Annotated in this window: 23 protein-coding genes; 19 read left to right on the top strand and 4 right to left on the bottom strand. The window is 49.1% G+C overall.

Going from position 1 to position 24,644, the window contains the following annotated elements:
• Positions 1 to 101 precede the first annotated feature (101 nt).
• Entirely contained in the window at positions 102 to 1,208 is a 1,107-nt protein-coding gene (locus tag GJR95_RS19415) for a tetratricopeptide repeat protein (protein WP_232541244.1), read from the bottom strand.
• A 107-nt stretch (positions 1,209 to 1,315) separates the two neighbouring features.
• Between GJR95_RS19415 and GJR95_RS19410 the strand changes: the two genes are divergently transcribed.
• From GJR95_RS19410 to GJR95_RS19340, 15 genes are all read left to right on the top strand, one after another.
• Positions 1,316 to 2,551: a M16 family metallopeptidase gene (locus GJR95_RS19410; protein WP_162387439.1), complete on the top strand. Its 1,236-nt coding sequence runs from the start codon at positions 1,316 to 1,318 to the stop codon at positions 2,549 to 2,551.
• 16 nt (positions 2,552 to 2,567) lie between these two features.
• The gene (locus GJR95_RS19405; RefSeq protein WP_162387438.1) at positions 2,568 to 2,921 is read left to right on the top strand and encodes a nucleotidyltransferase domain-containing protein; all 354 of its coding nucleotides are present in this window, start codon (positions 2,568 to 2,570) and stop codon (positions 2,919 to 2,921) included.
• Positions 2,918 to 3,244, top strand: a complete 327-nt coding sequence (locus GJR95_RS42840) for a HEPN domain-containing protein (RefSeq protein ID WP_162387437.1) — start codon at positions 2,918 to 2,920, stop codon at positions 3,242 to 3,244. Before GJR95_RS19405 ends, GJR95_RS42840 begins: the two co-directional genes overlap by 4 nt.
• Before the next feature lie 55 nt (positions 3,245 to 3,299).
• Entirely contained in the window at positions 3,300 to 3,779 is a 480-nt protein-coding gene (ispF, locus tag GJR95_RS19395) for a 2-C-methyl-D-erythritol 2,4-cyclodiphosphate synthase (protein WP_162387436.1), read from the top strand.
• Positions 3,780 to 3,799: 20 nt separating this feature from the next.
• A complete protein-coding gene (locus GJR95_RS19390) occupies positions 3,800 to 4,930 on the top strand; it encodes an amidohydrolase family protein (RefSeq protein ID WP_162387435.1) in 1,131 nt (376 codons plus the stop codon).
• A gap of 83 nt (positions 4,931 to 5,013) precedes the next feature.
• The gene (locus GJR95_RS19385) at positions 5,014 to 6,114 is read left to right on the top strand and encodes a mandelate racemase/muconate lactonizing enzyme family protein (RefSeq protein ID WP_162387434.1); all 1,101 of its coding nucleotides are present in this window, start codon (positions 5,014 to 5,016) and stop codon (positions 6,112 to 6,114) included.
• Positions 6,115 to 6,162: 48 nt separating this feature from the next.
• Positions 6,163 to 6,720: a GNAT family N-acetyltransferase gene (locus GJR95_RS19380; protein WP_162387433.1), complete on the top strand. Its 558-nt coding sequence runs from the start codon at positions 6,163 to 6,165 to the stop codon at positions 6,718 to 6,720.
• A gap of 250 nt (positions 6,721 to 6,970) precedes the next feature.
• The gene (locus GJR95_RS19375; protein WP_162387432.1) at positions 6,971 to 7,612 is read left to right on the top strand and encodes a cysteine hydrolase; all 642 of its coding nucleotides are present in this window, start codon (positions 6,971 to 6,973) and stop codon (positions 7,610 to 7,612) included.
• 318 nt (positions 7,613 to 7,930) lie between these two features.
• Positions 7,931 to 8,965 (top strand): L-rhamnose/proton symporter RhaT, encoded by a 1,035-nt coding sequence (rhaT, locus tag GJR95_RS19370; RefSeq protein WP_162387431.1) that lies wholly within the window; start codon positions 7,931 to 7,933, stop codon positions 8,963 to 8,965.
• Between the two features lie 85 nt (positions 8,966 to 9,050).
• The gene (locus tag GJR95_RS19365; RefSeq protein ID WP_162387430.1) at positions 9,051 to 9,791 is read left to right on the top strand and encodes a (Fe-S)-binding protein; all 741 of its coding nucleotides are present in this window, start codon (positions 9,051 to 9,053) and stop codon (positions 9,789 to 9,791) included.
• Between the two features lie 11 nt (positions 9,792 to 9,802).
• Positions 9,803 to 11,191: a lactate utilization protein B gene (locus GJR95_RS19360; RefSeq protein WP_162387429.1), complete on the top strand. Its 1,389-nt coding sequence runs from the start codon at positions 9,803 to 9,805 to the stop codon at positions 11,189 to 11,191.
• Complete coding sequence (locus GJR95_RS19355; RefSeq protein ID WP_162387428.1) at positions 11,184 to 11,774, top strand: LutC/YkgG family protein; 591 nt, start codon at positions 11,184 to 11,186, stop codon at positions 11,772 to 11,774. The genes GJR95_RS19360 and GJR95_RS19355 overlap by 8 nt, the downstream gene beginning before the upstream one ends.
• A gap of 55 nt (positions 11,775 to 11,829) precedes the next feature.
• Positions 11,830 to 13,407 carry a serine hydrolase domain-containing protein gene (locus tag GJR95_RS19350; protein WP_162387427.1) on the top strand — a complete coding sequence of 526 codons (1,578 nt, stop codon included), beginning with the start codon at positions 11,830 to 11,832 and terminating at the stop codon, positions 13,405 to 13,407.
• A 122-nt stretch (positions 13,408 to 13,529) separates the two neighbouring features.
• The gene (locus GJR95_RS19345) at positions 13,530 to 14,576 is read left to right on the top strand and encodes an aminopeptidase (protein WP_162387426.1); all 1,047 of its coding nucleotides are present in this window, start codon (positions 13,530 to 13,532) and stop codon (positions 14,574 to 14,576) included.
• A 28-nt stretch (positions 14,577 to 14,604) separates the two neighbouring features.
• Positions 14,605 to 15,393: a DUF3108 domain-containing protein gene (locus tag GJR95_RS19340; RefSeq protein ID WP_162387425.1), complete on the top strand. Its 789-nt coding sequence runs from the start codon at positions 14,605 to 14,607 to the stop codon at positions 15,391 to 15,393.
• Here the strand turns inward: GJR95_RS19340 and GJR95_RS19335 are convergent.
• Together GJR95_RS19335 and dnaA are read right to left on the bottom strand one after the other, a co-directional pair.
• Positions 15,390 to 16,412 carry a GNAT family N-acetyltransferase gene (locus GJR95_RS19335; protein WP_232541243.1) on the bottom strand — a complete coding sequence of 341 codons (1,023 nt, stop codon included), beginning with the start codon at positions 16,410 to 16,412 and terminating at the stop codon, positions 15,390 to 15,392. The two genes, GJR95_RS19340 and GJR95_RS19335, sit on opposite strands and share 4 nt — an antisense overlap.
• 33 nt (positions 16,413 to 16,445) lie before the next feature.
• The gene (dnaA, locus tag GJR95_RS19330) at positions 16,446 to 17,855 is read right to left on the bottom strand and encodes a chromosomal replication initiator protein DnaA (RefSeq protein ID WP_162391773.1); all 1,410 of its coding nucleotides are present in this window, start codon (positions 17,853 to 17,855) and stop codon (positions 16,446 to 16,448) included.
• A gap of 302 nt (positions 17,856 to 18,157) precedes the next feature.
• Between dnaA and GJR95_RS19325 the strand changes: the two genes are divergently transcribed.
• Genes GJR95_RS19325 through GJR95_RS19310 form a run of 4 tightly spaced genes read left to right on the top strand, consistent with a single transcriptional unit; the run spans position 18,158 to position 23,142 of the window.
• Complete coding sequence (locus GJR95_RS19325; RefSeq protein WP_162387424.1) at positions 18,158 to 19,522, top strand: methylmalonyl-CoA mutase family protein; 1,365 nt, start codon at positions 18,158 to 18,160, stop codon at positions 19,520 to 19,522.
• A 12-nt stretch (positions 19,523 to 19,534) separates the two neighbouring features.
• Positions 19,535 to 21,682: a methylmalonyl-CoA mutase gene (gene scpA / locus GJR95_RS19320; protein WP_162387423.1), complete on the top strand. Its 2,148-nt coding sequence runs from the start codon at positions 19,535 to 19,537 to the stop codon at positions 21,680 to 21,682.
• A gap of 36 nt (positions 21,683 to 21,718) precedes the next feature.
• Complete coding sequence (locus GJR95_RS19315; protein WP_162387422.1) at positions 21,719 to 22,381, top strand: Uma2 family endonuclease; 663 nt, start codon at positions 21,719 to 21,721, stop codon at positions 22,379 to 22,381.
• A 2-nt stretch (positions 22,382 to 22,383) separates the two neighbouring features.
• Positions 22,384 to 23,142 carry a LytR/AlgR family response regulator transcription factor gene (locus tag GJR95_RS19310; protein ID WP_162387421.1) on the top strand — a complete coding sequence of 253 codons (759 nt, stop codon included), beginning with the start codon at positions 22,384 to 22,386 and terminating at the stop codon, positions 23,140 to 23,142.
• Between the two features lie 3 nt (positions 23,143 to 23,145).
• On the opposite strand, the gene GJR95_RS19305 is transcribed toward GJR95_RS19310, so the two are convergent.
• Positions 23,146 to 24,591, bottom strand: a complete 1,446-nt coding sequence (locus tag GJR95_RS19305) for a S41 family peptidase (protein WP_162387420.1) — start codon at positions 24,589 to 24,591, stop codon at positions 23,146 to 23,148.
• Positions 24,592 to 24,644 lie beyond the last annotated feature (53 nt).

The raw sequence follows: 24,644 nt of genomic DNA, 5'->3' as shown, positions 1-24,644 counted from the left end.
GTGCCACGGTTGAGCATCATTCACGGATGAACCGTGGCACGGCTTTACACTTTATGACTGACAGAAGATTCTGCACAGAACAAGTCAATCATTGGCCTGTTTTACCTATATGCTTTCGCTTCCCGGATCAACGACTTATATTCCCCAACAGCCAACGCTTTTTTATAGTATTGTCTGGCCCGGTTCCGATCGTTGGAACGAGCGGCAATCCGGGCAATTCCGCTATAGGCAAAGGCATGATATTCCTTCGTATAGGACTCACTGAAGGGTAATTTAAGCGCAGCCTCGTAGAACTGGGCAGCCGCTTTATCATCTTTATCAGCATATTCGGCCAGCATACCCTCGAATGTATTGACAGCCAGTGGTACGAGCTTATTGGGCATTTGCTTCAACCGTTGCACGTAAAGTCGCGCTTCGGCATACCGCCCCGACAGCAATAAAGACTCTGCGTTGATCATACCAAACAACGGGTTATTTGGGTATTTATCGGCCAGGTATTTCGTGTAAACAACCGCCCGGGCGGGGTTCATCTCATGCTTAAGGTAGATATGAGCCAGGTAATAATTGGCCACTGGTCGCATAAACATACCTTTTTTGCTGGCCACGTCCATCTGTTTCAAGCCTTGTGCCATATCGCCATCCTGAAAAAAAAGCATGAACGGCCGAACAACCGAATGATCCATCGGGTAGCGTTCTATATAATAATTGTATAGACCCGACGTGAAATGAAAATCGGGGCTCTTATTCACTAAGGCGAAACCCGTCCGTAGAAAACTATACGCTTTTTTCGACTCACCGACAGCTTTCAGAGACTCGCCTTTGTTATTATACAGCGAAGCCAGGTAACTGTGGGCCGTCAAGGCAAAAAACACGCCTTCCGGATCATCTTCGTTTTTATCAAGCATCTTCTTAGCCAGTTCCAGCCCCTGATTAGCTGCCTGAACGAATTGCGCTGTAGCCACTTTATTTTCGTGAAGGGGCAAATATTGCAACTCCAGTTCAGTAGCTTTAAGAATGGGACTGACGGGGTGCTGTGGATAGCGGGACTGAATCTGCCGAATTAACCCATCGGCTTCCGAAAACTCGAAATTATAGATATGATCCAGCGTTTTCAGAACAGTTTGTTGGAGGCCCGAGTCAGTTAAGGCCTGAGCCCGCATCAGTAGCGGCAGGCACAACAGGCTGAGAAAAAAAAGGATATTTTTCAAGATCAATACTATTGGAGTCAAGAACCATCGTTTGATTCTATACAAGCAGGACCGTACTTTTGTTAACGGCGTATTATCTAACGAGGGCTATACGCAAAAGTTTTACCATGATTTATTACGAACAGTTTGTGCTGGACAATGGCCTGCGGGTGTTTGTTCATGAAGATGAATCGACGCCCATAGCGGCTGTTAATATTCTCTATAATGTTGGTTCCCGCGACGAAGATCCGTCACGCACAGGCTTTGCCCACTTGTTCGAGCACCTGATGTTCGGCGGATCACGGCACATACCGAGCTACGATGAACCGTTGCAGAAGGTCGGGGGCGAAAACAATGCCTTTACCAGCCCCGACATTACGAATTATTACATCACCCTTCCGGCTGCTAATCTGGAAACGGCTTTCTGGCTCGAATCAGACCGAATGCTGGGCCTTTCTTTCGATCCACAGGTGCTCGATGTTCAACAGAAAGTAGTGATCGAAGAATTTAAACAGCGGTATTTGAATCAGCCTTATGGCGATGTATGGCTGAAACTGCGACCGCTGGCCTACCAACAGCATCCCTACCGCTGGGCAACTATTGGCAAAGACATCAGTCATATTGAACATGCCACACTGGACGATGTGAAAGCATTTTTCTTTAAATATTATCTGCCCAATAACGCGATTCTGGTGGTGGCAGGCAACGTAACCGTTGAGCAGATCAAGCAGTTATGCAAGAAGTGGTTTGAGCCGATTCCAGCGGGCGAGCAGTACATCCGACAGTTGCCGTCGGAGCCGATCCAGACCGAAGCCCGAAAGCTGGAAACATCGGCAAAAGTGCCCTTAAATGGCTTATATAAAGCCTACCACATGCCCGGTCGTTTTGATCTTGATTTCTACCGTACCGATCTCCTGAGTGATATGCTTGGCCGGAGTAAATCGTCACGACTCTATCAGAAACTACTGCGCGACAATCCATTATTCAGCAACGTAGGCGCTTACCTTACCTCGTCTATCGATCCTGGCCTTCTGGTCGTTCAGGGAACGCTGAATGCGGGTATTTCTCTCGAAGAAGCTGATGCAGCTGTCGAAGCCGTTATCCAGGAATTCGTTGAGCAGACCGTGCCAGAAGATGAGTTGGCCAAAGTGAAAAATCAGGCTGAAGCAACGCTTGCCTTTGCGGAAGTTGAACTGCTGAATCGGGCCATGAATCTTGCCTTCGCAGCCAATTCGGGAAATCCGGATCTTGTCAATGAGGAAGCTGCTCACATTCAGGCCGTCACCGCCGATGATGTACAGAGCATAGCTGGTAAGGTGCTGCAGAAAGAAAACTGTTCGACGCTGTATTACCGGGCTGCGTAAACGCTAAACGAACTATATGGAAACAACCTATAAACCCAAAGCACTCACTCCGGATGAATTGCAAGCCTTATCGCAGGAAGTCAGACAGGCGCTGACTGAACTTTATGGTGACCGTCTTGACCGGGTGATCTTGTTCGGCTCGTATGCAAGAGGGGATTTTCGCCCCGAATCTGATGTGGATTATATGGTTGTTCTATATGATAAAGAGGTAAAAGCAGGTAACGAAATTTGGTTTTTTGGCGAACGGGCAAGCGATTTAACGGACAAATTTGGGGTTTTTGTTTCGTTCAAGCCCGTATCACTGACAAAGTATATGTCTTCTGATCTGCTTTTCTACCAAAACGTTCGTCGTGAAGGCAAAACCTTATGAGTACAGTTGGGAATTATATGTTAATTGCTGAAGACTGCTTACAGGAGGCAATTATTTTATATCAGAATGGGAAATTCCGAGGAGCTTGTGGTAGAGCCTATTACGCTTACTTTGATGCGATTCGAGCCTTACTCGCAACTAAACGTATTACAACAAAATCGCATGCTGCCGTACGTGGGCTGTTTAGTGCTAATTTCATAAAGGGCCATTTGTCAAAAAAGACTCGACTTTACTCAACGAGTTATTCGAATTATGTCAGACTGGTGAGTAGGATCCAGATGAAGACGTTTCAGAATCAGATGCCCAGAAAGCCATTGACATAGCATCCGAATTTCTCCTCCAGACCGAAGCCTATTTACGAGAACACGGGTTTACCTTATGAAAATACGAGTAGGACAAGGATACGACGTTCACCGCCTTGAATCAGGACGCCCCTTCTGGCTGGGAGGCATTCTGATTCCGAGTGCATTTGGACCCGTTGGTCATTCCGATGCCGATGTAGTATGTCATGTGTTGTGCGATGCGTTGCTGGGTGCTGCCAACATGCGAAATATTGGCTACCATTTTTCGGATAAAGACCCACGCTGGAAAGGTGTAGACAGCAAATTACTGCTGGCCGAAGTACTCAAAATGGTGCGCGGGGCTGGCTACGAAATCTCGAATGTGGATGTGACCGTCGTTTTGCAGGAGCCAAAACTCAATCCGCACATTCCGGCCATGAAAGTGTGTCTGTCTGAGGTTATGGCCATTCCGGAAGATGATATTTCAATTAAAGCAACCACCTCCGAGCACATTGGGTTTGTGGGGCGGGGCGAAGGTATTGCAGCTCATTGCGTGGCCCTTATCTTTAGGGGTTAGTTTGTAAATACAATCTGTCTATGAAGAACCTCCTCTACCTTCCGGCAATCCTGCTGACAGGATTAGTTGCCTGTGGTCAGCCTAAACCTGCCCAACCCGCCGAGCCCCTGGGCTTTGAAGAATATGATCCGGTTTCGACGCTAAAAGTGCCGGAACATAAACTAACACGCTCGAAATATCCATTCATCGATGTGCATAACCATCAGTATCAGATGGATAATGCCGATCTGAGCAAGCTGATTGCGCAGATGGATAGCCTGAATATGGGGTTGATGGTTAACCTGAGCGGACGCGGATTTAGCAGCAACGAAACCGAAAGCACTAAATTTTTCGACAATGCGCTGGCCAATGTTCAGAAAAGTAACCCGAAACGACTGGCTCTGTTTACGAACCTTAATTTCGGCGATGTGAACGATAAAGACTGGACAGCCAAGGCCGTAAAAACTCTTGAAGATGACGTAAAGAAAGGAGCCAGGGGGTTAAAGATCTATAAAAATCTGGGGTTCAGCGTTAAAGACGACAAAGGCAAACGCGTTCGGGTTGATGATCCTCGTCTTGACCCCATCTGGGCCAAATGTGGTGAACTGGGCGTTCCGGTCCTGATTCATACGGCCGATCCCAAATCGTTCTGGGACCCCATGGACCGCTACAACGAACGCTGGCTCGAACTGAAGCTCCACGCTGGTCGCAAACGCTCTCCGAATGATCCTGTCCCCTGGGAACAACTCATTGCCGAGCAGCACAATGTATTCCGCAAACATCCGAAAACTACATTCATTGCAGCACACATGGGCTGGTACCCGAATGACCTCAATAAACTCGACAGTTTAATGAAGGTTTTCCCGAACATGAATGTCGAGATTGGGGCTGTTATTGCCGAACTGGGCCGCCAGCCACGAGCCTCCCGGAAGTTCTTCGAGAAATATCAGGACCGGATTTTGTTCGGCAAAGACAGTTGGGTTCCGGCCGAATATGCGACTTATTTCCGCGTTCTCGAAACCGACGATGAATATTTTCCTTACCATAAAAAATACCATGCGTTCTGGCGCATGTATGGCATGGGGCTTCCCGATGAAGTGCTGAAAAAGGTGTATTACAAAAATGCCCTGCGCATTATTCCCGGTCTTGATAAAGGCCAGTTCCCGAAGTAATTTTTAAACGCACAGGTCGCAAAGGGCAGCGTTCATTAAGCTGAATGACTTTGCGACCTGTGCGCTATCCTTTGCTTGTAAGCATGAAAATCACCCAGATTGCCCTCTATCGCTTCGATATTCCGCTGAAAGCGCCAATTGCCATTTCACTGGGTACGATTGAAAACGCCCGGAACATACTAGTCGAAATTCAAACCGACGAACATATTACCGGTTGGGGCGAAGGGTCGCCTTTCTGGATGATCGTCGGCGAAACGCAGGCATCGGGCATGGCCGCTGCCGATGACATGGCCCGGCTGCTGATCGGTCGTGACCCGCTCGATATAGAAGGTTGTATCAATGCACTGACACGATACCTGCCCGGCCACCCGACTACGCGATCGGCGTTCGATATGGCTCTTTATGACATTGCTGCCAAAGCCGCCCGGATGCCGCTCTACCAATTTTTAGGCGGATCGAAACGACCACTCGTCACCGACGAAACGATCTATATCAATACGCCCGAACGGATGGTGGAAGATGCGCTTCGGATTCAGGAAAAGGGCGCAGATGCCATCAAAGTAAAGTTAGGCACCACATTGCAAGACGATATTAGACGCATCGAAGCCATTCGAAAAGCGATTGGCGATAGTATACCCATCCGCACCGACGCCAATCAGGGATGGGATGTGGTGACTGCTTCAGGTGTGCTCCGTGCTATCGGTAATTGGAATGTACAATACTGCGAGCAACCGATTAAGCGTCACGATATTGCCGGATTACGCCAAATTCGTCAGCTTTCGACCGTGCCGATCATGGCCGATGAAAGCCTGTTCGATTCGACGGATGCGATCCGGCTGGTACGTGAAGAAGCCGTTGATTACTTCAATATTAAACTCTCCAAAAGTGGGGGTATTTTTGAAGCCCTCAAAATCAACGCCATCGCCGAAGCCGCCGGTATACCCTGCATGATTGGGTGTATGTCGGAGTCACGGTTGGCATTAACAGCCAATGCCCATTTTGCTGCTGCCCGGCAAAACGTGCGTTTCTGCGACCTGGATGGCTGTTTTGAGCATGCCCATGATCCGATCTACGGCGGCATTACCTACAACGGTTATCAGATTACACTACCCGATACGCCCGGCATTGGCGCTGAAGTAGATACCGCATTCCTGGCAAAATCTGAGCGAATGACAATTAGTTAAAAATGAAGGGTCAACACGTTTCACTCTTCATGCATAATCCTTCATTAGATGACCATCACCACCGTCCAGTCTGAAGCTGATGTGCAGGGAATTCTGGCACTGCAACAGGCAAACCTCCGCAAAAATGTATCCGTCGAGGTGCAGGTCGATCAGGGATTCGTAACGGTCGAGCATGACCCCGCCATTCTGAGTCGCATGAATCTGGCGGCTCCAAGTATTATTGCCAAAGATGGCGAAACGGTAGTCGGTTACGCCCTGACGATGCTGCCTGAATTTGGAGCCGATGTTCCGGAATTATTACCTCTTTTCGGATTGATCGACACACTACAATACGACGGCAAACCCCTACGCGACCATGCCTGGTATGTAATGGGTCAGGTTTGTGTGGCGGAGGGTTATCGGGGACAACGGATATTCGACCGGATGTTTCAGCACCACCGCGATGTCTATAGCGATCGCTATCAGGTATTAATAACCGATATTTCAGCCAACAATATCCGCTCCCTTCGCGCCCATGCTCGCGTTGGCTTCGAAACACTACACGAATTCTACGATCCAGCCATTGGCGAAACCTGGGTGATTGTCTTGTGGGACTTCCAGAAGTGAAGTTAATCCAGATGAGCAATAATCTGTAACGTTCTGTTTTTCAGCATCAAATTATACTTACCAAACAAACGAACTCCTTCACGTTACTACCGCGATTTTGCCAAAAGTTTCGAATCATAGCCGGGCAGGCATTGGAGTAAACACAACCTTCAGGGTACTTTAGTTAATAAAGAACCGCTCGTCCACGTTCCAGATAATACAGAAAGGCATTCGCTGAAGAATACTAACAAACCTTTAAAACCAAACCGTCATGAATCCGCAAAAAACCGCCGTCGTCCTGATCGAATATCAGAACAATTTTACGTCGCCGGGTGGTAGCCTGCACGATGCCGTTAAGGGTGTAATGGAATCAACCAACATGCTGGCCAACACTCTCGATCTGGTCCAGAAAGCCCGTGAAGCCGGAGCCGTTGTTATTCATTCGCCGATTAGCTTTCAGGAAGGCTATTTTGAGATTACGAAGCATCCATATGGCATTTTGAAAGGTGTGGTCGACAGTCAATCGTTCCGGAAAGGTTCGTGGGGCGTTGACATTATCGACTCGCTGGCCCCACAGCCCGGCGATATTGTGCTGGAAGGTAAACGCGGTCTGGATGCGTTCGCCAGCACCAATCTTGACTTTATTCTTCGGAGTAAAGGCATCGAAACGATTGCGCTGGGTGGTTTTCTCACCAACTGCTGCGTGGAATCGACCATGCGTTCCGGCTACGAAAAAGGCTTTGAAGTCGTAACGCTTACCGACTGCACTGCCACCCTTAGCGAAGAAGAACAAAAATTTGCCTGCGCCAAAAACTTCCCCATGTTTTCTAAACCCATGACTCACGATCAGTTTTTAGATGAACTGACAGGTGAAGCTGTTCAGGAAGTAGAAACACGGGGTTACTCGGCCTGATTCTGCTTGAAATTCTACAGTTTCGGGAGACGCGACTGGTGCCGATAGATTAATGCGGTGCCAGTCGCGTTATTTTTAGTTGATTTATGAACAAATTCTGTTGACGAAACTTAGGTGATAGCTGCCATTCTCGTAAATGAGTAGGCATACACCCTCAGATTCTTATCAGAGAAGGCGCGTAAAACGTTCTGTTTCTGAACACGGCAGGAAAGAGCAGGAAAGTTCTCTCGTCATTACGTATCATCTTTACAAGTTACTGTCTTTTTCCCTGACCGGTGGGCGGTTGATCCGTCTGACATTTTCCTAAACCGTTTTTCTATGAATGCCATTTTGGGAGTTTTTTATCATGCTGTCGGCGGGTTTGCTTCCGGCAGTTTTTATTTGCCCTTCCGTAACGTTAAGCAATGGTCGTGGGAGAGTGCCTGGATTGTGGGCGGGGTGGCATCATGGATCATTGTGCCCTGGGTGATGGGGAGTTTAACCGTACATGGGCTGATTCCAAGTATCACATCGGCCAATAGCAATACCCTCTTCTGGACCTATTTTTTTGGCGTTCTTTGGGGCATTGGCGGATTAACCTTCGGCCTGACCATGCGATATCTGGGTATCTCTCTGGGTATGGCTGTAGCATTGGGTTATTGCTCGGCGTTTGGAACCCTTGTACCACCGATCTGGGACGGAAAAATAGATATGCTTCTCCACACCAGTACGGGTCATTACACACTGGGCGGAGTGGCGTTATGTCTGGCTGGAATTGCCGTTTGTGGCTGGGCTGGTGTCTTGAAAGAGCGGGAACTCAACCCGGCGCAACAAAAAGCCACCGTTGCCGAATTTAACCTCAAAAAAGGAATTATCGTCGCCACCATTTCGGGCATTCTGAGCGCCTGTTTCGCTTTTGCGCTGACAGCAGGAAAACCGATTGCAAAAATGGCCGTTACGAACGGAACCGACCCGCTCTGGCAAAACAATGCAATTTATCCGGTGCTGATGTTCGGTGGCTTTACAACCAATTTCATCTGGTGCATGATTCTAAATCGCCGAAATCGGTCATTCGGCGATTATACGGATAGTCAGACACCGCTGCTTCGTAACTACATCTGGGCAATGCTCGCCGGAACGACCTGGTATTTCCAGTTTTTCTTCTACGGCATGGGCGATAACTACCTGCCAGATGGCATTCGGTTTGCGGGCTGGACAATGCACATGGCCTTTATTATTACCTTCAGCACACTCTGGGGTTTAGTACTTTGGGAATGGCGGGGAGCCAGCCGCCGAACCTATAGCGTGGTGTTTGCTGGTTTACTATTGATTGTTCTGTCGACCGTATTAATCGGTCTGGGAACCCAGGCTTAATGAGCCTGTCGTTGAGTTTATTCACAGAAATAGGCCCGTTCATGCGCCATATTTCGTTATTTTCGTAGGTGATTTCATGTAAAAGATGAACGTAGGCTTATTTATTCCCTGTTACGTCGATCAATTTTATCCGAATGTGGGCATTGCCACACTACGCTTGCTCGAATCACTCGGTGTTAAGGTTGTGTTTCCAATGGAACAGACCTGCTGCGGTCAGCCAATGGCCAACTCTGGTTTCCAGAGTTTATCGGCCGGTTGCGACAAAAATTTTATCCGCAATTTCGCTGATTGCGACGTTGTTGTCGGGCCTTCCGGCAGTTGTGTCCTGCATTTAAAAGAGCACCTTCATTCCGACGAACAACCCGCGGAAGCAACCCGGTTACGCAACAACGTTTACGAACTCTGCGAATTTCTGACTGATGTTCTGAAAGTCGAAGAATTGCCCAAAGCGCGTTTTCCGCATCGGGTCGGGTTACATACCAGCTGCCACGGCCAGCGGGGTCTGAAATTGTCGTCAATGTCAGAACTGGTCGCGCCCAAGTTTTCGAAACCCGAACACTTGCTGAATCTGGTCGATGGCCTCGACCTCGTACCGCTCTCTCAGCCTGACGAATGCTGTGGCTTCGGTGGCACGTTCTGCGTGTTTGAAGAAGCGTTGTCATCCAAGATGGGAAAAGATCGCGTCGATGATCACCTCCGTCATGGCGCTGAAGTAATTACAGGTGGCGACATGTCGTGCCTGATGCAGTTAGAAGGCGTATTACGTCGTCAGAAGAGTCCGGTACGCGTGATGCACATTGCCGAAATTCTGACCTCAGGAAATTAAACAACAAACGAATGGATACTGCTTCTCCCAAACACGCCAAAGCCGCTGAGGCTTTCCTGCGTGACGAGGAAAATACAGACTGGCATAATGAAACACTCTGGTTTGTGCGCAGCAAGCGCGACCGGGCCGCTCAATCGCTGCCTGAGTGGGAGCAATTGCGTGAACAAGCCTCGCAAATAAAGGCACACACCCTCTCGAAGTTAGACGATTACCTGATCCAGCTGGAAGAAAATGCCCGGCAAAATGGCATTATTGTTCACTGGGCAGCCAACGGCGACGAACACAATCAGATCGTGCTGGATATAATGCGGAAGCATAAGGCTACCAAGATCGTCAAGAGTAAGTCCATGCTCACCGAAGAGTGTCATTTGAACCCTTTCCTGATCAAGGAAGGAATTGAGGTTATCGACACGGATTTGGGCGAGCGGATCGTGCAGCTTCGCAATGAGCCGCCGAGCCATATTGTTCTGCCCGCCATTCACCTCAAAAAGAAACACATAGGTGATCTGTTTCACATCCATTTAGGCACCGAAGCTGGAGCAACCGATCCGCAATACCTTACCGAAGCCGCCCGAATTCACCTTCGCCAGAAATTCCTGCTGGCTGATGTAGCCATTACGGGTGTCAATTTCGCCATCGCCGAAACAGGTGGTTTTGTTGTCTGCACCAACGAAGGTAACGCCGATCTGGGTGCCCATCTGGCCAAAGTTCACATTGCCTGCATGGGTATCGAAAAAGTCATTCCGCAGGCCGAACACCTTGGTGTATTCCTCCGATTACTGGCACGATCAGCTACAGGTCAGGCAGTAACGACCTACTCCAGCCATTTCCGGAAACCCGCGCCGGGCCAGGAAATGCACCTGGTACTGGTCGATAACGGCCGGACACGCCAGTTGGCAAGCCCCGATTTTCGCAACTCGCTGAAGTGCATTCGCTGTGGAGCCTGCATGAATACCTGCCCGGTCTATCGGCGCAGTGGCGGGCATAGTTACCATACGGCTGTTGCGGGGCCTATTGGCTCCATTCTTGCCCCAAACATCGACATGAAAGAGTATGCCGATTTACCTTTCGCGTCAACGCTCTGCGGCTCATGCACCAATGTGTGCCCCGTTAAGATCGACATCCATCAGCAGTTATATAAATGGCGGCAGGTATTGGGCGAAGCAGGCGCTGTGGAGTCTACCAAAAAGGTGGGAATGACCGGTATGGACGTTTTATTTAGTCATCCGTGGCTGTATCGGTTTGCCGGTCGGGCAGGGCGTTGGTTCATGCAGAAATTTCCGTCGCTGGCCAACAAACCCAGCCTGAATCCGTGGGCCATTCATCGCGATATGCCTAAGCCCCCCGAGCAGAGTTTCCGGGATTGGTATGCTCAACAAAACCAGAAAAAAAATGGCTAACCCAACCACCCGAGAAACCATTCTGGCCGCTATTGGCCGGGGCAAACCCGATTTACTGCCCTTACCTGAAACGATCGGTTTCCCGCCCAATATTTCGGCGGATAATCTGGTAGACTCGTTCATGAAAATGGTGCAGACCAATGGGGGCCAGGCCATACGGGTAACTTCACTGGCGGAGGCAAGCGCATTCCTGTCCGAAGAGTATGACCTTACGTTACCGATACTAAGTCGCGTTCCGGGCCTTGAAATTAGTAACTTTACCCCGCAGGAGGATCTCCGCCTTTTAGTTGATCTTCATCTTGTTGTCCTGCAAGGTATTGTTGGCGTTGCCGAAAATGCAGCGATCTGGCTCGATGAAACAGCTATCGGTATTCGTGCCATGCCCTTCATTACGCTCAATCTATCGATCGTTTTGTCAGAAAAGAATCTCGTTGGCAACATGCACGAAGCTTACCGGCTCATCGACACCAGTACGGGGTTCGGAACGTTCATTGCGGGCCCATCCAAAACCGCCGACATTGAACAGTCGCTGGTGATTGGTGCTCATGGCTCCAAAACATTAACCGTATTTTTATTGCCCTGAAAAGGAGAATCGGTTCAGGCCAGGCTTTTGACTGCATACTTTTATCTAAGAACGTATGCAGCTCAATCGTAGGCTTTTTCTGAAACAATTAGGTTTTGGTGCCGCGGGTATTGGCCTCCTCTCATCGCTTCCCGGCGAGGTATGGGCCAAAGGCACTACCAGGCTTCTCCGCAGTACGCCCGAAGCACAGGGCATATCATCGGCGGGTTTGCTGAATTTTGCCAATGCTGTCGAAACGCAGAAACTAAACGTGCATAGTATGATGGTGCTGCGTCATGGCAACGTAGTAGCCGAAGGCTGGTGGGCTCCCTATGCACCCGATCTCAAACACACGCTTTATTCGCTGAGTAAAAGCTTTACATCAACAGCCGTTGGCATGGCCGTTGCCGAAAAACGCCTGACGGTCGACGACAAAGTTATCAAGTTCTTCCCGGACGATGTTCCGGCTACAGTCAGCGAGAATCTGGCGGCCATGCGTGTGAAAGATTTGCTCACCATGTCGACAGGTCATGATAAAGAACCTGCCGTTCGTGCTGAAAAGAACTGGGCGAAAGCATTTCTGGCCCAGCCGGTTGAGCATCAGCCCGGCACATTTTTTCTCTATAACAGCATAGCCACCTACATGCTATCGGCCATTGTTCAGAAACTAACCGGCCAAACGGTGCTGGCTTATCTGAAACCCCGCCTTTTCGACCCGCTCGGTATCGAAGGAGCTGACTGGGAAGTCAATCCACAAGGAATTAATACCGGCGGATGGGGACTTCGCGTCAAAACCGAAGACATCGCCAAATTCGGACAGCTTTATCTGCAAAAAGGCGTCTGGAATGGCAAGAAATTATTGCCCGCCAACTGGATTGAGGATGCTACCAAATTCGAAATCCAATCGAAAGGCGGATCGCGAAAAAAAGAAGAAAATGACTGGCTACAGGGTTACGGCTATCAATTCTGGCGCTGTCGGAATGATGCCTATCGGGGCGATGGTGCCTACGGTCAGTATTGCATCGTTCTGCCCAAAGTAGATATGGTTGTTGCGATCACAAGCGAAACCAGCGATATGCAGGCCGTTCTGGACAATGTCTGGAACCACATTCTGGGAGCCGTGAAAGAGAAAGCACTGCCAGCGGATGCGAAAGCACAGACTGACCTGAAACAGAAACTAACGTCGTTGGCTCTTCCTGTACAAAATGTGCAGTCGACTTCGCCAATCATCGCACAGATCGACAATAAGACGTTTAACATCGCCGAAAATGCCCTCCATGTCAAAGCGGTTTCGCTGAATTTTGGGAAAGACGGCGGCATTTTCAGAATTCAGGACGATAAGGGCGAACACCGCATCAACTGCGGCATGGGTCGCTGGGTCGAGAAAGAAACCGACCTGTCTGCGCTGCCGCTAAAATTGACACCAACGCTGATTCCGGGAGAAACTCAGACCAAAATTGCCTCCAGCGGCACCTGGACCGACCCCAACACCTTTGTGTTGACTGTGCGGTTTATTGAAACAGCCCACTACGAGACCATAACCTGCAACTTCGACAAAGACACGGTCAAGGTCGAATTCAAGAAAAGCCTGGCAATTCTCAACTCAGCCATAAAAGACGACCGGCCTGTATTGCAGGGGCGTTTGCTGGCCTAAATCCATTAGGTAGTCGACAGTAGGCAGTGGGCAGTATTCAGTTGGCGCAGGCCCATTGTTACTGCCCACTGCCTACTGTCGGCTGGATCTTGTATGTTTGTAGTCGGATTCTCCGATTTTGTATGTGGAAAAAGATTGCTTTAGGGGTACTATTAATTTTAGTTGTCTTAGCTATATGGCAGCGGGAACTGGTCAGTTATGGATGGATGCAGGCCCGTGGTCAGCTACGCATTTTATGGAATACAAAGCCCGTTGATGAAGTTCTGGCCGATAGGACTTATCCGGACTCATTAAAACGAAAAATAGAACTTATCCGCGAAATTAAACGTTTTGCTATTGACTCGCTTGGGTTAGACAAGTCAGGTAGCTATGAATCCTTTTATGACCAGCATGGAAAGCCAATCCTGTGGGTTATTACGGCGGCAGAACCCTACCAACTTGTTGCCCGACAATGGCATTTTCCAATAATTGGCACGTTTTCGTATAAAGGTTTTTTCGAAAAAGATCGGGCTGATTCAACAGTTGCCGAGTTGAAACGAGAAGGCCTCGATACGCGTATAGGTGAAGTGTCGGCCTGGTCGACTTTAGGATTTTTGAATGATCCGGTCCTGTCCAGTTTTCTCGACCGACCGGTAGGAAGTCTGGCAGAACTGATTATTCACGAATTGACGCACGGGACATTGTTCGTCAAAAACAGTTTAGAATATAACGAGAATCTGGCTGATTTTGTGGGCGAGTACGGTACGTTGCGCTTTCTGGCTCAGAGATATGGCATAAATTCAACGCCCTACCGTGACTATTTGGCCACGAAAGCGTTTTATGAACGGTACGACCAGCACATACTGCGTGGAACCCAAATGCTTGATAGTCTCTATCGAACATTTAACATTACAACGGTTGTATCGGTTAAAGACTCATTGAAGTGGCAAACCATCCGGCAGATTGTTGTCTCGTCGGATACAATTACCGACGAACGGAGCAAGGATGCGATACGTTCAATAAAAAAACGACGTTGGGACAAACTAAACCTACCGAATAATGCGTATTTTATTGGTTATCTGACCTATAGAAAGCAACAAAATCGCTTCAGGCAGGAATTTGAGCATAAATTTGGCGGAGACTTTAAACGGTATCTGACTTTTCTTAAACAAACTTATCCATCTTTATAAACGATGCCCGAAGTGGGCGGTTGTTCCTATGAAGAAGTACTTAATTGGCCTTGGTATCATCTCCATTTTGGGAACTGGTTTTTCGGCCCTGAACGCTTACCGGCGCGTGGTCAATACCAGCTTTGGACCGGGCGAACATCTTGAATACCGGGTTCACTACGGGTTTCTGAACGCGGCCGAAGCTATTGTAGACGTTAGTCCGACGGTTTACAAAGTTAATGAACGGCCCTGTTATCGCGTCAATGTGGACGGGCGTACTGTTGGCGCTTTCGACCTCGTAACGCGTATTCGTGATACCTGGCGGTCATACATCGACACCTCGGCCATTCTTCCACAGAAGTTCTATAGCAACCTTCAGGAAAACAATTATCGCAAAGAGGAAAACATTACCTTTAACCATGAAGCCAACACGGTAAAAGCGGAAGAACGTACTGAACGCGACGTGTTTAAGGTTCCCGATAACGTCCATGATTTTATTAGTGGCTACTATTTCCTGCGAACGTTTGATTTCAGCCGAATCAACAATGGGCAGGTCATTGAGCTGCCTGCGTTCTACGACGATACGGTCTACAACATGAAGGTTCGTTACCGCGGGAAGGATGTTATAAAAACGAAATTCGGCAAAATCAACGTCCTGAAACTCAACCCTGTTCTCCCTCAGAACAAACTATTTAAGGACGAAGAATCGATCCGTATTTTTGTGTCCGATGACGCCAACAAGGTTCCGGTTAAAGTTGAGGTTGATTTGTGGGTTGGCTCGATGGTGATGGACCTGAAACGTAATGGTGGCCTGAAACAGCAACTGAAATATTACTAGGCATCTGTATTTCCTTTTTTTGACGTGACCAGACGACTTAAGCGGATTAACACTCGCTCGAATGCCGTTAATCGGTTCCATCGAAAGGAATAAAATGGTTCTCTGGCCGAGCCAAAGCTCTCATAGAAGCCTGCAATAGAGGGCTTCTCCGGACTCTCGAAATCGAACACGAATTTCTGACCTGCATAGTCCCGGATGACCTGATCGATCAGGAGCGTCCGGGCATTTTTTTTTCGTCCGGTCTCCGATGCCGCATTAAACAGGTAAATAATTCGGTTGCCTTCCCGCACGAATAGGGCTCCCGCTTCAACGCGTCCATCTCGCGTAGCATACCGCAAAATGCCGAACCCTCGCCTAAATAACTCATCACCAAGACCAGCAAAGATCGTATAGGCCCAATCGGCTACACCACCCCGAATGGCATCAGCATGGTTCAGGCGAAACAGGTCTAGAAGCGGATTCAAATCGGAGGAGTCACTAACAGTCCAGTTGGCGGCTTCGGCCCGACGGAGATTCAATCGGCGATCAGACGAATACTGACTAAACACGGTATCGTAACCGACCGACAAGTCAAGTACATGCGTCGTAAGCGTTCGTACCTCAGAGGAAAGTGGTTTCGATACATTCAGGCTTAATGAAGACCCATAGCGAAACCGCTGCTGAACCACCAACAAAAAAAGTGTAGGGTCAATGGTTGTATCAAGGCTGAAAACGGATAGGAACTGACAGAAAAACGGCTGATGAACGACCCACTGGTGCCGTATTCCGAAAACCTGCTTCCGGCGAAGTGGCACAGGCATTACAGCCCGATACTTTCCTCGCTCATCGTACACGACTAACCCCATCCAGCACCAGTCGGGGGCTGGCAACACGGCATCCAGATACCACGAATAGCCATAGACGATTCGTTGCGGTGATTCCAGCACACAGGCATCCCAGGCAGCTATATCCAGTTGCTGCCGAGACACAAACGTTGGCATTATAGGATCAGCAGGTTGCCTGGAAGAGAGTTGGCTCATCGATTATACTACCTGCTATAGACTTCTCGAAGCCTATTTAAAAAGTGCCTTTAATTTTTCGATCGAAGCACGGGTTTCGGCATTTTTAGACACCTGATCGCTGATTGTCTGAATGGCGTGAATAACGGTGCTATGGTCTCTCCCACCGAAATGATAGCCAATCGATTTGAGTGATAGATCCGTTTTTTCTTTAGCCAGATACATAGCCACCTGACGCGGATAAACCAGTTCACGTTTGCGGCTCTTTGCCTTTAGATCGGCGATTGTTACGTTAAAAAAACCAGCAACAGTCTCCTGAACCGAATCGATCGTGACTTCACGTTCCGAATCTACGACGATGTTTCGAAGCGTATGTTTGGCTAATTCCAGGTCGATTTCGCGTCGGTTCAGCGATGCCTGCGCCATCAGTGAAACAATAACACCCTCTAATTCACGGACGTTAGTATTCACGCTATGAGCCAGATACTCGATCACGGTATCTTCGATATAAATACCTTCAGCCTGAAGTTTTTTCTGAATAATGGCAATGCGCGTTTCCAGATCGGGCGTCTGTAAATCGGCCGAAAGCCCCCATTTAAACCGCGACAGTAGCCGATCTTCCAATCCATCTAATGCCCGCGGAGCACGGTCGGACGTCATAATAATCTGTTTACCAGACTGATGGAGATGATTGAAGATATGGAAGAAAATTTCCTGCGTCTTCTCTTTTTTCTGTAAAAACTGAACGTCGTCAATAACGAGCACATCCACCTGCATATAGAACGCCGTAAAATCGCGTATACCATCGCTACGGATAGCGTTCAGAAACTGGTTGGTGAACTTCTCCGACGTTACATAAAGAACAAACTTATTCTGATTGTTATTCTTGATGTAGTTCCCAATTGCCTGAACCAGATGCGTTTTGCCAAGCCCTACTCCCCCGTGAATCATGAGCGGGTTGAACGACGTAATGCCCGGACGTTCGGCCACGGCATAGCCAGCCTGCCGCGCCAATCGATTACAGTCTCCTTCCACATAATTGTCGAAGGTGTAGGTGGGATTCAGATACGAGTCAAGCGTGAGCGAATCGAGGTCTTTAAGCTGGAACGGGCTTTTTAAAATGTCGGGATTGACGTTATCGGGTTTGGATGTCTGGGGAGATTTTGTCGTTGGCACATTAACCGTCAGCGGGCGATTTTGCTCATTGCCTTTGTCAACGATGATTGAATACTCCAGCTGCCCATCGCGCCCAATGGCCGTATCCAGCGCTTTACGCAGGGCATGAACGAAGTTTTCTTCAAGCCATTCGTAAAAAAATTCACTCGGGACCTGAATCGTCAGTACATTACCACTGAGCCGAAGGGGCACAATTGGCTCAAACCATGTATTGAAGCTTTGTTCGGGTACAATCTCCCGAATAACGCTCAGACAGCGATTCCATACCGTCATCACTTCACGCTGCATGGTTGTCTGGGTAGTTACATTCACGGGAGTACATTTCTGTTACGTTGGTGTCGCAAAAAAAGGGAGACAAATGTAGGGAATAATCTGACCGAAACTACCGGGCCGGATGGCGTTTTTTTTGAACCACTACGCCTACCCCATCATTCATTAAGCTAAAATTAATTGTTTCAGACGGAACGTCAATGACTTACGGTAATCCCTTTGAATAATGCAACAGACTCGTTACCTACGGGGATAAGAAAGCGTTTTTGTCCCCAAAAAGAGAAAATACTACTTTTACTTACGCACTTTATAATTATTCAATGGAGCCACTTTTGAGTGACCTCTTTCCGGACGCCGACAAGTCTGCCTGGCTGATGCAGGTTCAGAAAGAACTGAAGAGCACAAGTACTGGCAATTCTCCGTATGAGAGCCTCCGTTGGCCTACTGACGAGGGTTTTGTTGTTGACCCCTATTACACAGCCGATGACCTGAATGGCCTGCCCCTCGAAACGATACAGGCGGCACAAAAGCAAGTTCCTGGCTGGCTCAATGTGCCGGAGCGACAAATCACCAACGAACGAACTGACGGTATAATTTTACGTGATTCGATCAATCGAGGGGCCGATGCGCTTATTCTTAACCTGCCCTCCTCGGCCGATATTGATTTATCCTGGCTACTGAACGGGATAAAATTAAGTGACACCCCTGTTTTTTTCAAAACCAACCACCCGACGGCATTCGTTGAATCATTGAAAACCGTTGCCCCTTATCAACTGCGGGGCGGCTTACTCACTGATCCGATGGCACGATGGCTACAATCCGGACAACCCATTGGTGCTGATTATCAGACTGTAGCTGATGTCACGAAAGCCACTTCCGACTCTCCTCAGTTCCGTACGATCTGCGCCAGTAGCCATTTATTCCACAATGCCGGGGCGACCGCAACGCAGGAACTGGCCTTTCTGCTGGCATCACTCGCCGACCAGTACGACCATCTGACCAATCTGGGCTTGACGATTGAACAGCTCGTTGCCAAAACGCTGCTGTCTGTATCGGTTGGCACCCATTATTTCATGGAGATCGCCAAGCTTCGTGCCCTGCGCGTCCTGCTGGTCCGATTTCTTACAGCCTATGAGTCAGTTCAGTCATCGTTGTTTATTCACTGCCAAACCTCAACGTTCTACGACGCAGCCGTTACTCCTTACGCCAATTTATTACGGGCAACAACCGAAACAATGGCGGCCGTTCTGGGCGGCTGTGATGCCCTAACCGTTCATCCCTACGATACAGTTTCAGGCATCGCATCCGATCATGAGTTTGCTGACCGCATTGCCCGAAATATATCGATCTTACTAAAAGAAGAAAGCTATTTGAACAAAGTCGCTGATCCGGCAGCCGGTTCGTATTACCTCGAAAATCTGACCCAACAGCTGGTCGAGTCAGCGTGGGCATTGTTTCTGGAGGTTGAAAAACGGGGAGGATTTGAACGAGCATTTGCCGATGGGTTTATTCCCGGCGAAATTGAGCAAGCTTATCAGGCTAAAGTCGACGCAATAAGGGCTGGTAAGGTATTGGTTGGCGTCACGAAGTTTCGATCCGATGAAACCACGAATCAACTGAATCAGTCGTCAGAAACGTCGGCAAGTTTATTACCCGATCGCCGATTAGCCGCCGAATTTGAGTAAACTCACCGATCTATGAAACCCGACTTCAGCAAGATACAAACCCAGTTGCCCGTTCAGCGTGAGCCGTCACCCAATCTCACTCAACAGCCTGACGCCTTCGCCACCGCTGAAGGCATCAGGCTCAAACCTCATTTTTCGGCTGGCGATATCGAAGATGCCAAACACCTGAATTATGCGGCTGGAATTCCGCCGTTTCTGCGTGGGCCATACGCGAGTATGTACGTCCGCCAACCCTGGACAATCCGCCAATATGCAGGTTTTTCAACCGCCGAAGAGTCGAACGCGTTCTACCGCAGAAACCTCGCAGCCGGACAAAAAGGCTTATCTGTTGCTTTCGATCTGGCCACGCACCGGGGCTATGACTCCGACCACCCACGCGTTGTGGGTGACGTAGGCAAAGCTGGGGTAGCCATTGATTCTGTGGAAGATATGAAGATTCTGTTCGACCAGATCCCACTCGATCAGATGTCGGTGTCGATGACGATGAATGGGGCTGTATTACCGATCATGGCGTTTTTTATCGTTGCGGCCGAGGAACAGGGCGTTCCATCCGAAAAGCTATCCGGTACAATTCAGAACGATATTTTGAAGGAGTTTATGGTTCGGAATACCTACATCTACCCACCCGAACCGTCGATGCGAATCGTTGGTGACATTTTCGCGTACACCAGTCAGCATATGCCCCGGTTCAACTCCATCAGCATCAGCGGCTATCATATGCACGAAGCGGGTGCACCGGCTCAGCTCGAACTGGCCTATACGCTCGCAGACGGACTCGAATACATTCGTACAGGGTTACGCGTGGGTATGGGCATCGACGATTTTGCGCCACGTTTGTCGTTCTTCTGGGGTATTGGCATGAACCACTTCATGGAGATCGCCAAACTACGGGCAGGGCGGCTCCTTTGGGCAAAAATTGTGAAGCAGTTCGATCCTAAAAATTCAAAATCACTGGCGCTGCGAACCCACTGCCAAACCTCCGGCTACAGCCTGACCGAGCAGGACCCGTTTAACAATGTTGCCCGCACAACGATCGAAGCGCTGGCAGCCGTACTTGGTGGCACACAGAGTTTACACACGAACTCACTGGATGAAGCCATTGCGCTACCAACCGATTTTTCGGCCCGCATTGCCCGAAACACGCAGCTTTACCTCCAACACGAAACCGAAATAACCCGCGTGGTCGACCCGTGGGGCGGCTCTTACTACGTTGAATTTCTAACAAAAGAATTAGCCGAAAAGGCATGGGCCCTGATTGACGAAGTCGAGAAATTGGGTGGCATGACAAAAGCCATTGAAACGGGTTTGCCCAAACTACGCATTGAAGAAGCAGCGGCTCGTAAACAAGCCCGTATCGACGGGGGTAAAGACGTGATCGTGGGCGTTAATCGCTATAAACCCGCATCTGACACCCCGATCGAACTCCTCAACATTGACAATCAGGCTGTGCGGGAAGCTCAGATTCAACGGCTGGAGCGAGTAAAGGCAACTCGGGACAATGATCGGGTAAAAGCCGCGCTTGCCGCACTTACAGAAGCAGCCGGGAACCAGGTTCCGACTGCCGGAACGAATCTACTGACCCTTGCTGTCGAGGCCGCCCGCCAACGCGCCACGCTGGGTGAAATTTCTGACGCTATGGAAAAAGCATTTGGCCGCCATAAGGCCACGATCCGGGCTGTATCGGGTATTTACTCGGCCGAAGTATCGGATGATGAGAATTTCCGGTTAGCCCGTGAGATGAGTGATCACTTCGCCGAACTCGACGGTCGACGTCCCCGGATTCTGGTTGCCAAAATGGGGCAGGATGGTCACGACCGGGGTGCCAAAATCATTGCCACCAGCTTCGCCGATCTGGGCTTCGATGTTGATATGGGGCCGCTATTCCAGACACCCGCCGAAGTGGCCCGACAAGCCGCCGAAAACGATGTGCATATTGTGGGCGTATCGAGCCTGGCAGCAGGCCACAAAACACTGGTGCCCCAACTCATCGACGAACTGAAAAAGATTGGCCGCGACGATATTCTGGTTATTGCCGGGGGTGTTATTCCGGCACAGGATTATCAGTTTCTGTACGACGCGGGCGTAAAAGGCGTTTTCGGGCCGGGAACCGTCATTTCGATTGCCGCCCAGAAGATTCTGAGCGAATTGATGAAGGAGTGAGTTTTTTGTATCTTCACGTAAGAACCCTATTACAACATGACCGACGAACTCATAACCGAACTCCTTGATGCTCCAGACGCACAATTGATTATCAATCGCGTTCAGGCAGTTCTGAATGATGAGAAAAAACGACGGCAAGAGTTCTATGAGTGGCTAACAGATGATGTAAAAGCTGAGTTTATCAATGGTAAAGTCATTATGCATTCGCCTGTTAAACGTGGGCATTTACGAGCGAGTAAGTATCTCTTCAATCTGTTACAAAACTTTGTAAGTCAACACAATTTGGGAGAAGTCGATATTGAGAAAGCGATGGTTTCGCTGACCCGCAACGACTATGAACCTGACATTTGCTTTTGGCGTAAGGAGGTAGCCGACGAGTTCGATGACGAAACCATGCAGCATCCAGCCCCTGACTTAATCGTTGAAGTTCTATCGAAAGGAACGGCCAAACGCGACCGCGGGATTAAGTTCGAAGATTATGCGTCGCACGGTGTCCGTGAATACTGGTTAGTTGATCCGATACGGCAAACTGTCGAGCAATTTCAACTAGATGAGGAATTTATGGCTTTCGACGCTGTTGGGAATTTTCATCTCAATGATACAATAACAGCGCTGACTATTCAGGGGTTTATAATCCCGATACGGGCTATTTTTGATAAAGACGCGAATCAGAGTGCTTTACAAAGTCTATTAAACTAGCCATGCAATCCTCCCTCCGTTGCGTCATTATTGAAGACGAACCCCTGGCGCAGGAGCTACTCGAAAAGTATGTTCGTCGTGTGCCATCGCTTCAATTAATCGCCACATTCGACGATGCCATTGAAGCATTTGAGCAATTGCCCGCCCTCCAGGCCGATCTTATTCTGTTGGACATCAATATGCCTGAAATGACAGGCATTGAATTTTTGCGGGCCTACCCAACCCCTCATCCCGCCGTAATTCTGACAACGGCCAATCCCAATCATGCACTCGACGGATTTGATTTTGGCATAACCGATTACTTGCTCAAGCCCATTCCGTTCGACCGATTTCTGAAAGCTATTGGCCGGGTCAAAGAGCGATTCCCACAAGCGAAAGCGGGTATTACTCCCCCCTCCCCTCCAGCCGTAGCGGATCAACCGGCCCCTGAGCTTACGAATGAATTCATCTACTTGAAAACGGATAAAAAGCTGGAGCAAATTCGATTCGATGACATCATCATGGCCGAGGCTCTGGGTGATTACATCAAGATTTTCCTGCCCGATCGGTTTGTCGTTACGAATCTTACGATGAACAAACTAACCGAAAATCTGCCTGCTGACCGTTTTTTGCGTATTAATCGTTCATTTCTGGTTCAGTTGAAGCATGTCAAAACAGTCGAAGGAAATTCAATAGTACTCACCAATGGCCGTGATCTGGTTATTGGGTCAAGCTATCGGGATACGGTAAAAGATCAGATTCGACGGTGGTTAGTGGCCTAGCTTTTACGGCTTGGCAGGCAGCTTTCCGGACTGGAGCTGCTTTACGGCGACGTCCAGCCACTCCGATTCGGGCAGGTGAGCCAGGCTGATATCGGGCAGAATACCCGTTGGATCGATTGGAGCCGTGTCGGTCCAGGGCGATTTGGCCATCGGGACCACCAATCGTAAGTCGGGGCAGGGAAGCGGTAGCGGGTGTCGTAGATCGCCGTAATCCATCATACCCGACGTGGGGCTACCTATCACCGAAACACCGGGACTCTGCTTGGCAATCTGAATGATAAACTCTGAGCTACTGGCGCACACATCGTTGATAAGCACGACTACCCGCCGGGGATTTGGGCGAACATTGTCGAGTTTTATCGTTACATCAGCACTACCATTATTGACCAGTTCGCCCATGTGTTGCTTCAACTGCTCCACGAATAGCTTTTCTTTGGCCCATTGGGCTGGTGTATAGTAGCCTGAATCCCGTTCGATCATCTGGATGTTATCGACCGACGATCGCATGAGCCACCCTCCCGGCCACGTAACAGGTTTCGAATAAACGTAGGGCAAGAGTTTTTCCCAGGTATTATTCCCTCCGCCGTTGTCGCGCAGGTCGATAATCAGGTTGGGAGTTTGACTAAGCATAGGCTCATGATAGCGCAGCACCGAATCCATAACTTTATCGGAGAGCGAAAAGCCACGGCGCAAACTGATCAGGGCAACATCGTTGGCCAGCGGTTTTACATAAAACCCGTTATTGATCCGATTGGCAGCGAGTTCGGCCTGTTCAGCGGCTGTTGATGTAAACGGGAATTCGCGAATAAGCGTCATCCCCCAATAGGCATAGAAAATATTACCATGCTGCTTTGTTGGGGGCTGGTGATTACTGCGTCCAGCCAAGATGGCTTTTACGTAATAGGACTGCCCACGCCGTTTGGCTCTGAACAATTCCAGCCCCGGCCGAATAGTAGTGTCCTGGCTGCTCAGAACAATACCCTGATAATCGAATCCATTGGTGGAACGGCCCGGCTGATGCAAAATAGCAACCTCAACTTTACCATTCTCGCTGCGCCAAATGCCCACTGGCTCTTCTCTGCGGGCATTACGCGTCAGCTGTCGAGCCTTATCCAGTGTTAGTGGCTCGTAGGTTCTGGGTAGTTTGGCGGTTTGATAGTTGCCCAGTTGCAGATGCCTGTCCTGGAAAAATAATGTGTAGGCAGTCAGCAAATCAAAACAGGTACCCTCAACAGTCGTGCGGGCAGCCACCGTACGAAGGCTATCGCACAACCGATTATAGGCTATCTGTTTCTTTCCACTGGTCTTATCCATAAAACCAGCATAATTGAGCTGAACTTTCCTGACAATAGCATCAAAATTACTGACGCACCCGCAATTGGGCTGTGCTTTCAATACAATTGCATTTAGTACCAGAAACCAGAGCAGTAAAAAACGTAAGTTGGGCATCGGAAGCGTTTCGTTTAATAGATGATGGCCTAAAATTGGTCATCTGTCAAGCC

Origin of the sequence: Spirosoma endbachense (assembly GCF_010233585.1) — a bacterium.
In the GTDB taxonomy this organism is placed as follows: domain Bacteria; phylum Bacteroidota; class Bacteroidia; order Cytophagales; family Spirosomataceae; genus Spirosoma; species Spirosoma endbachense.
The sequence above is the reverse complement of the archived record's forward strand: the minus strand, read 5'-3'. Positions and strand labels throughout refer to the sequence as shown.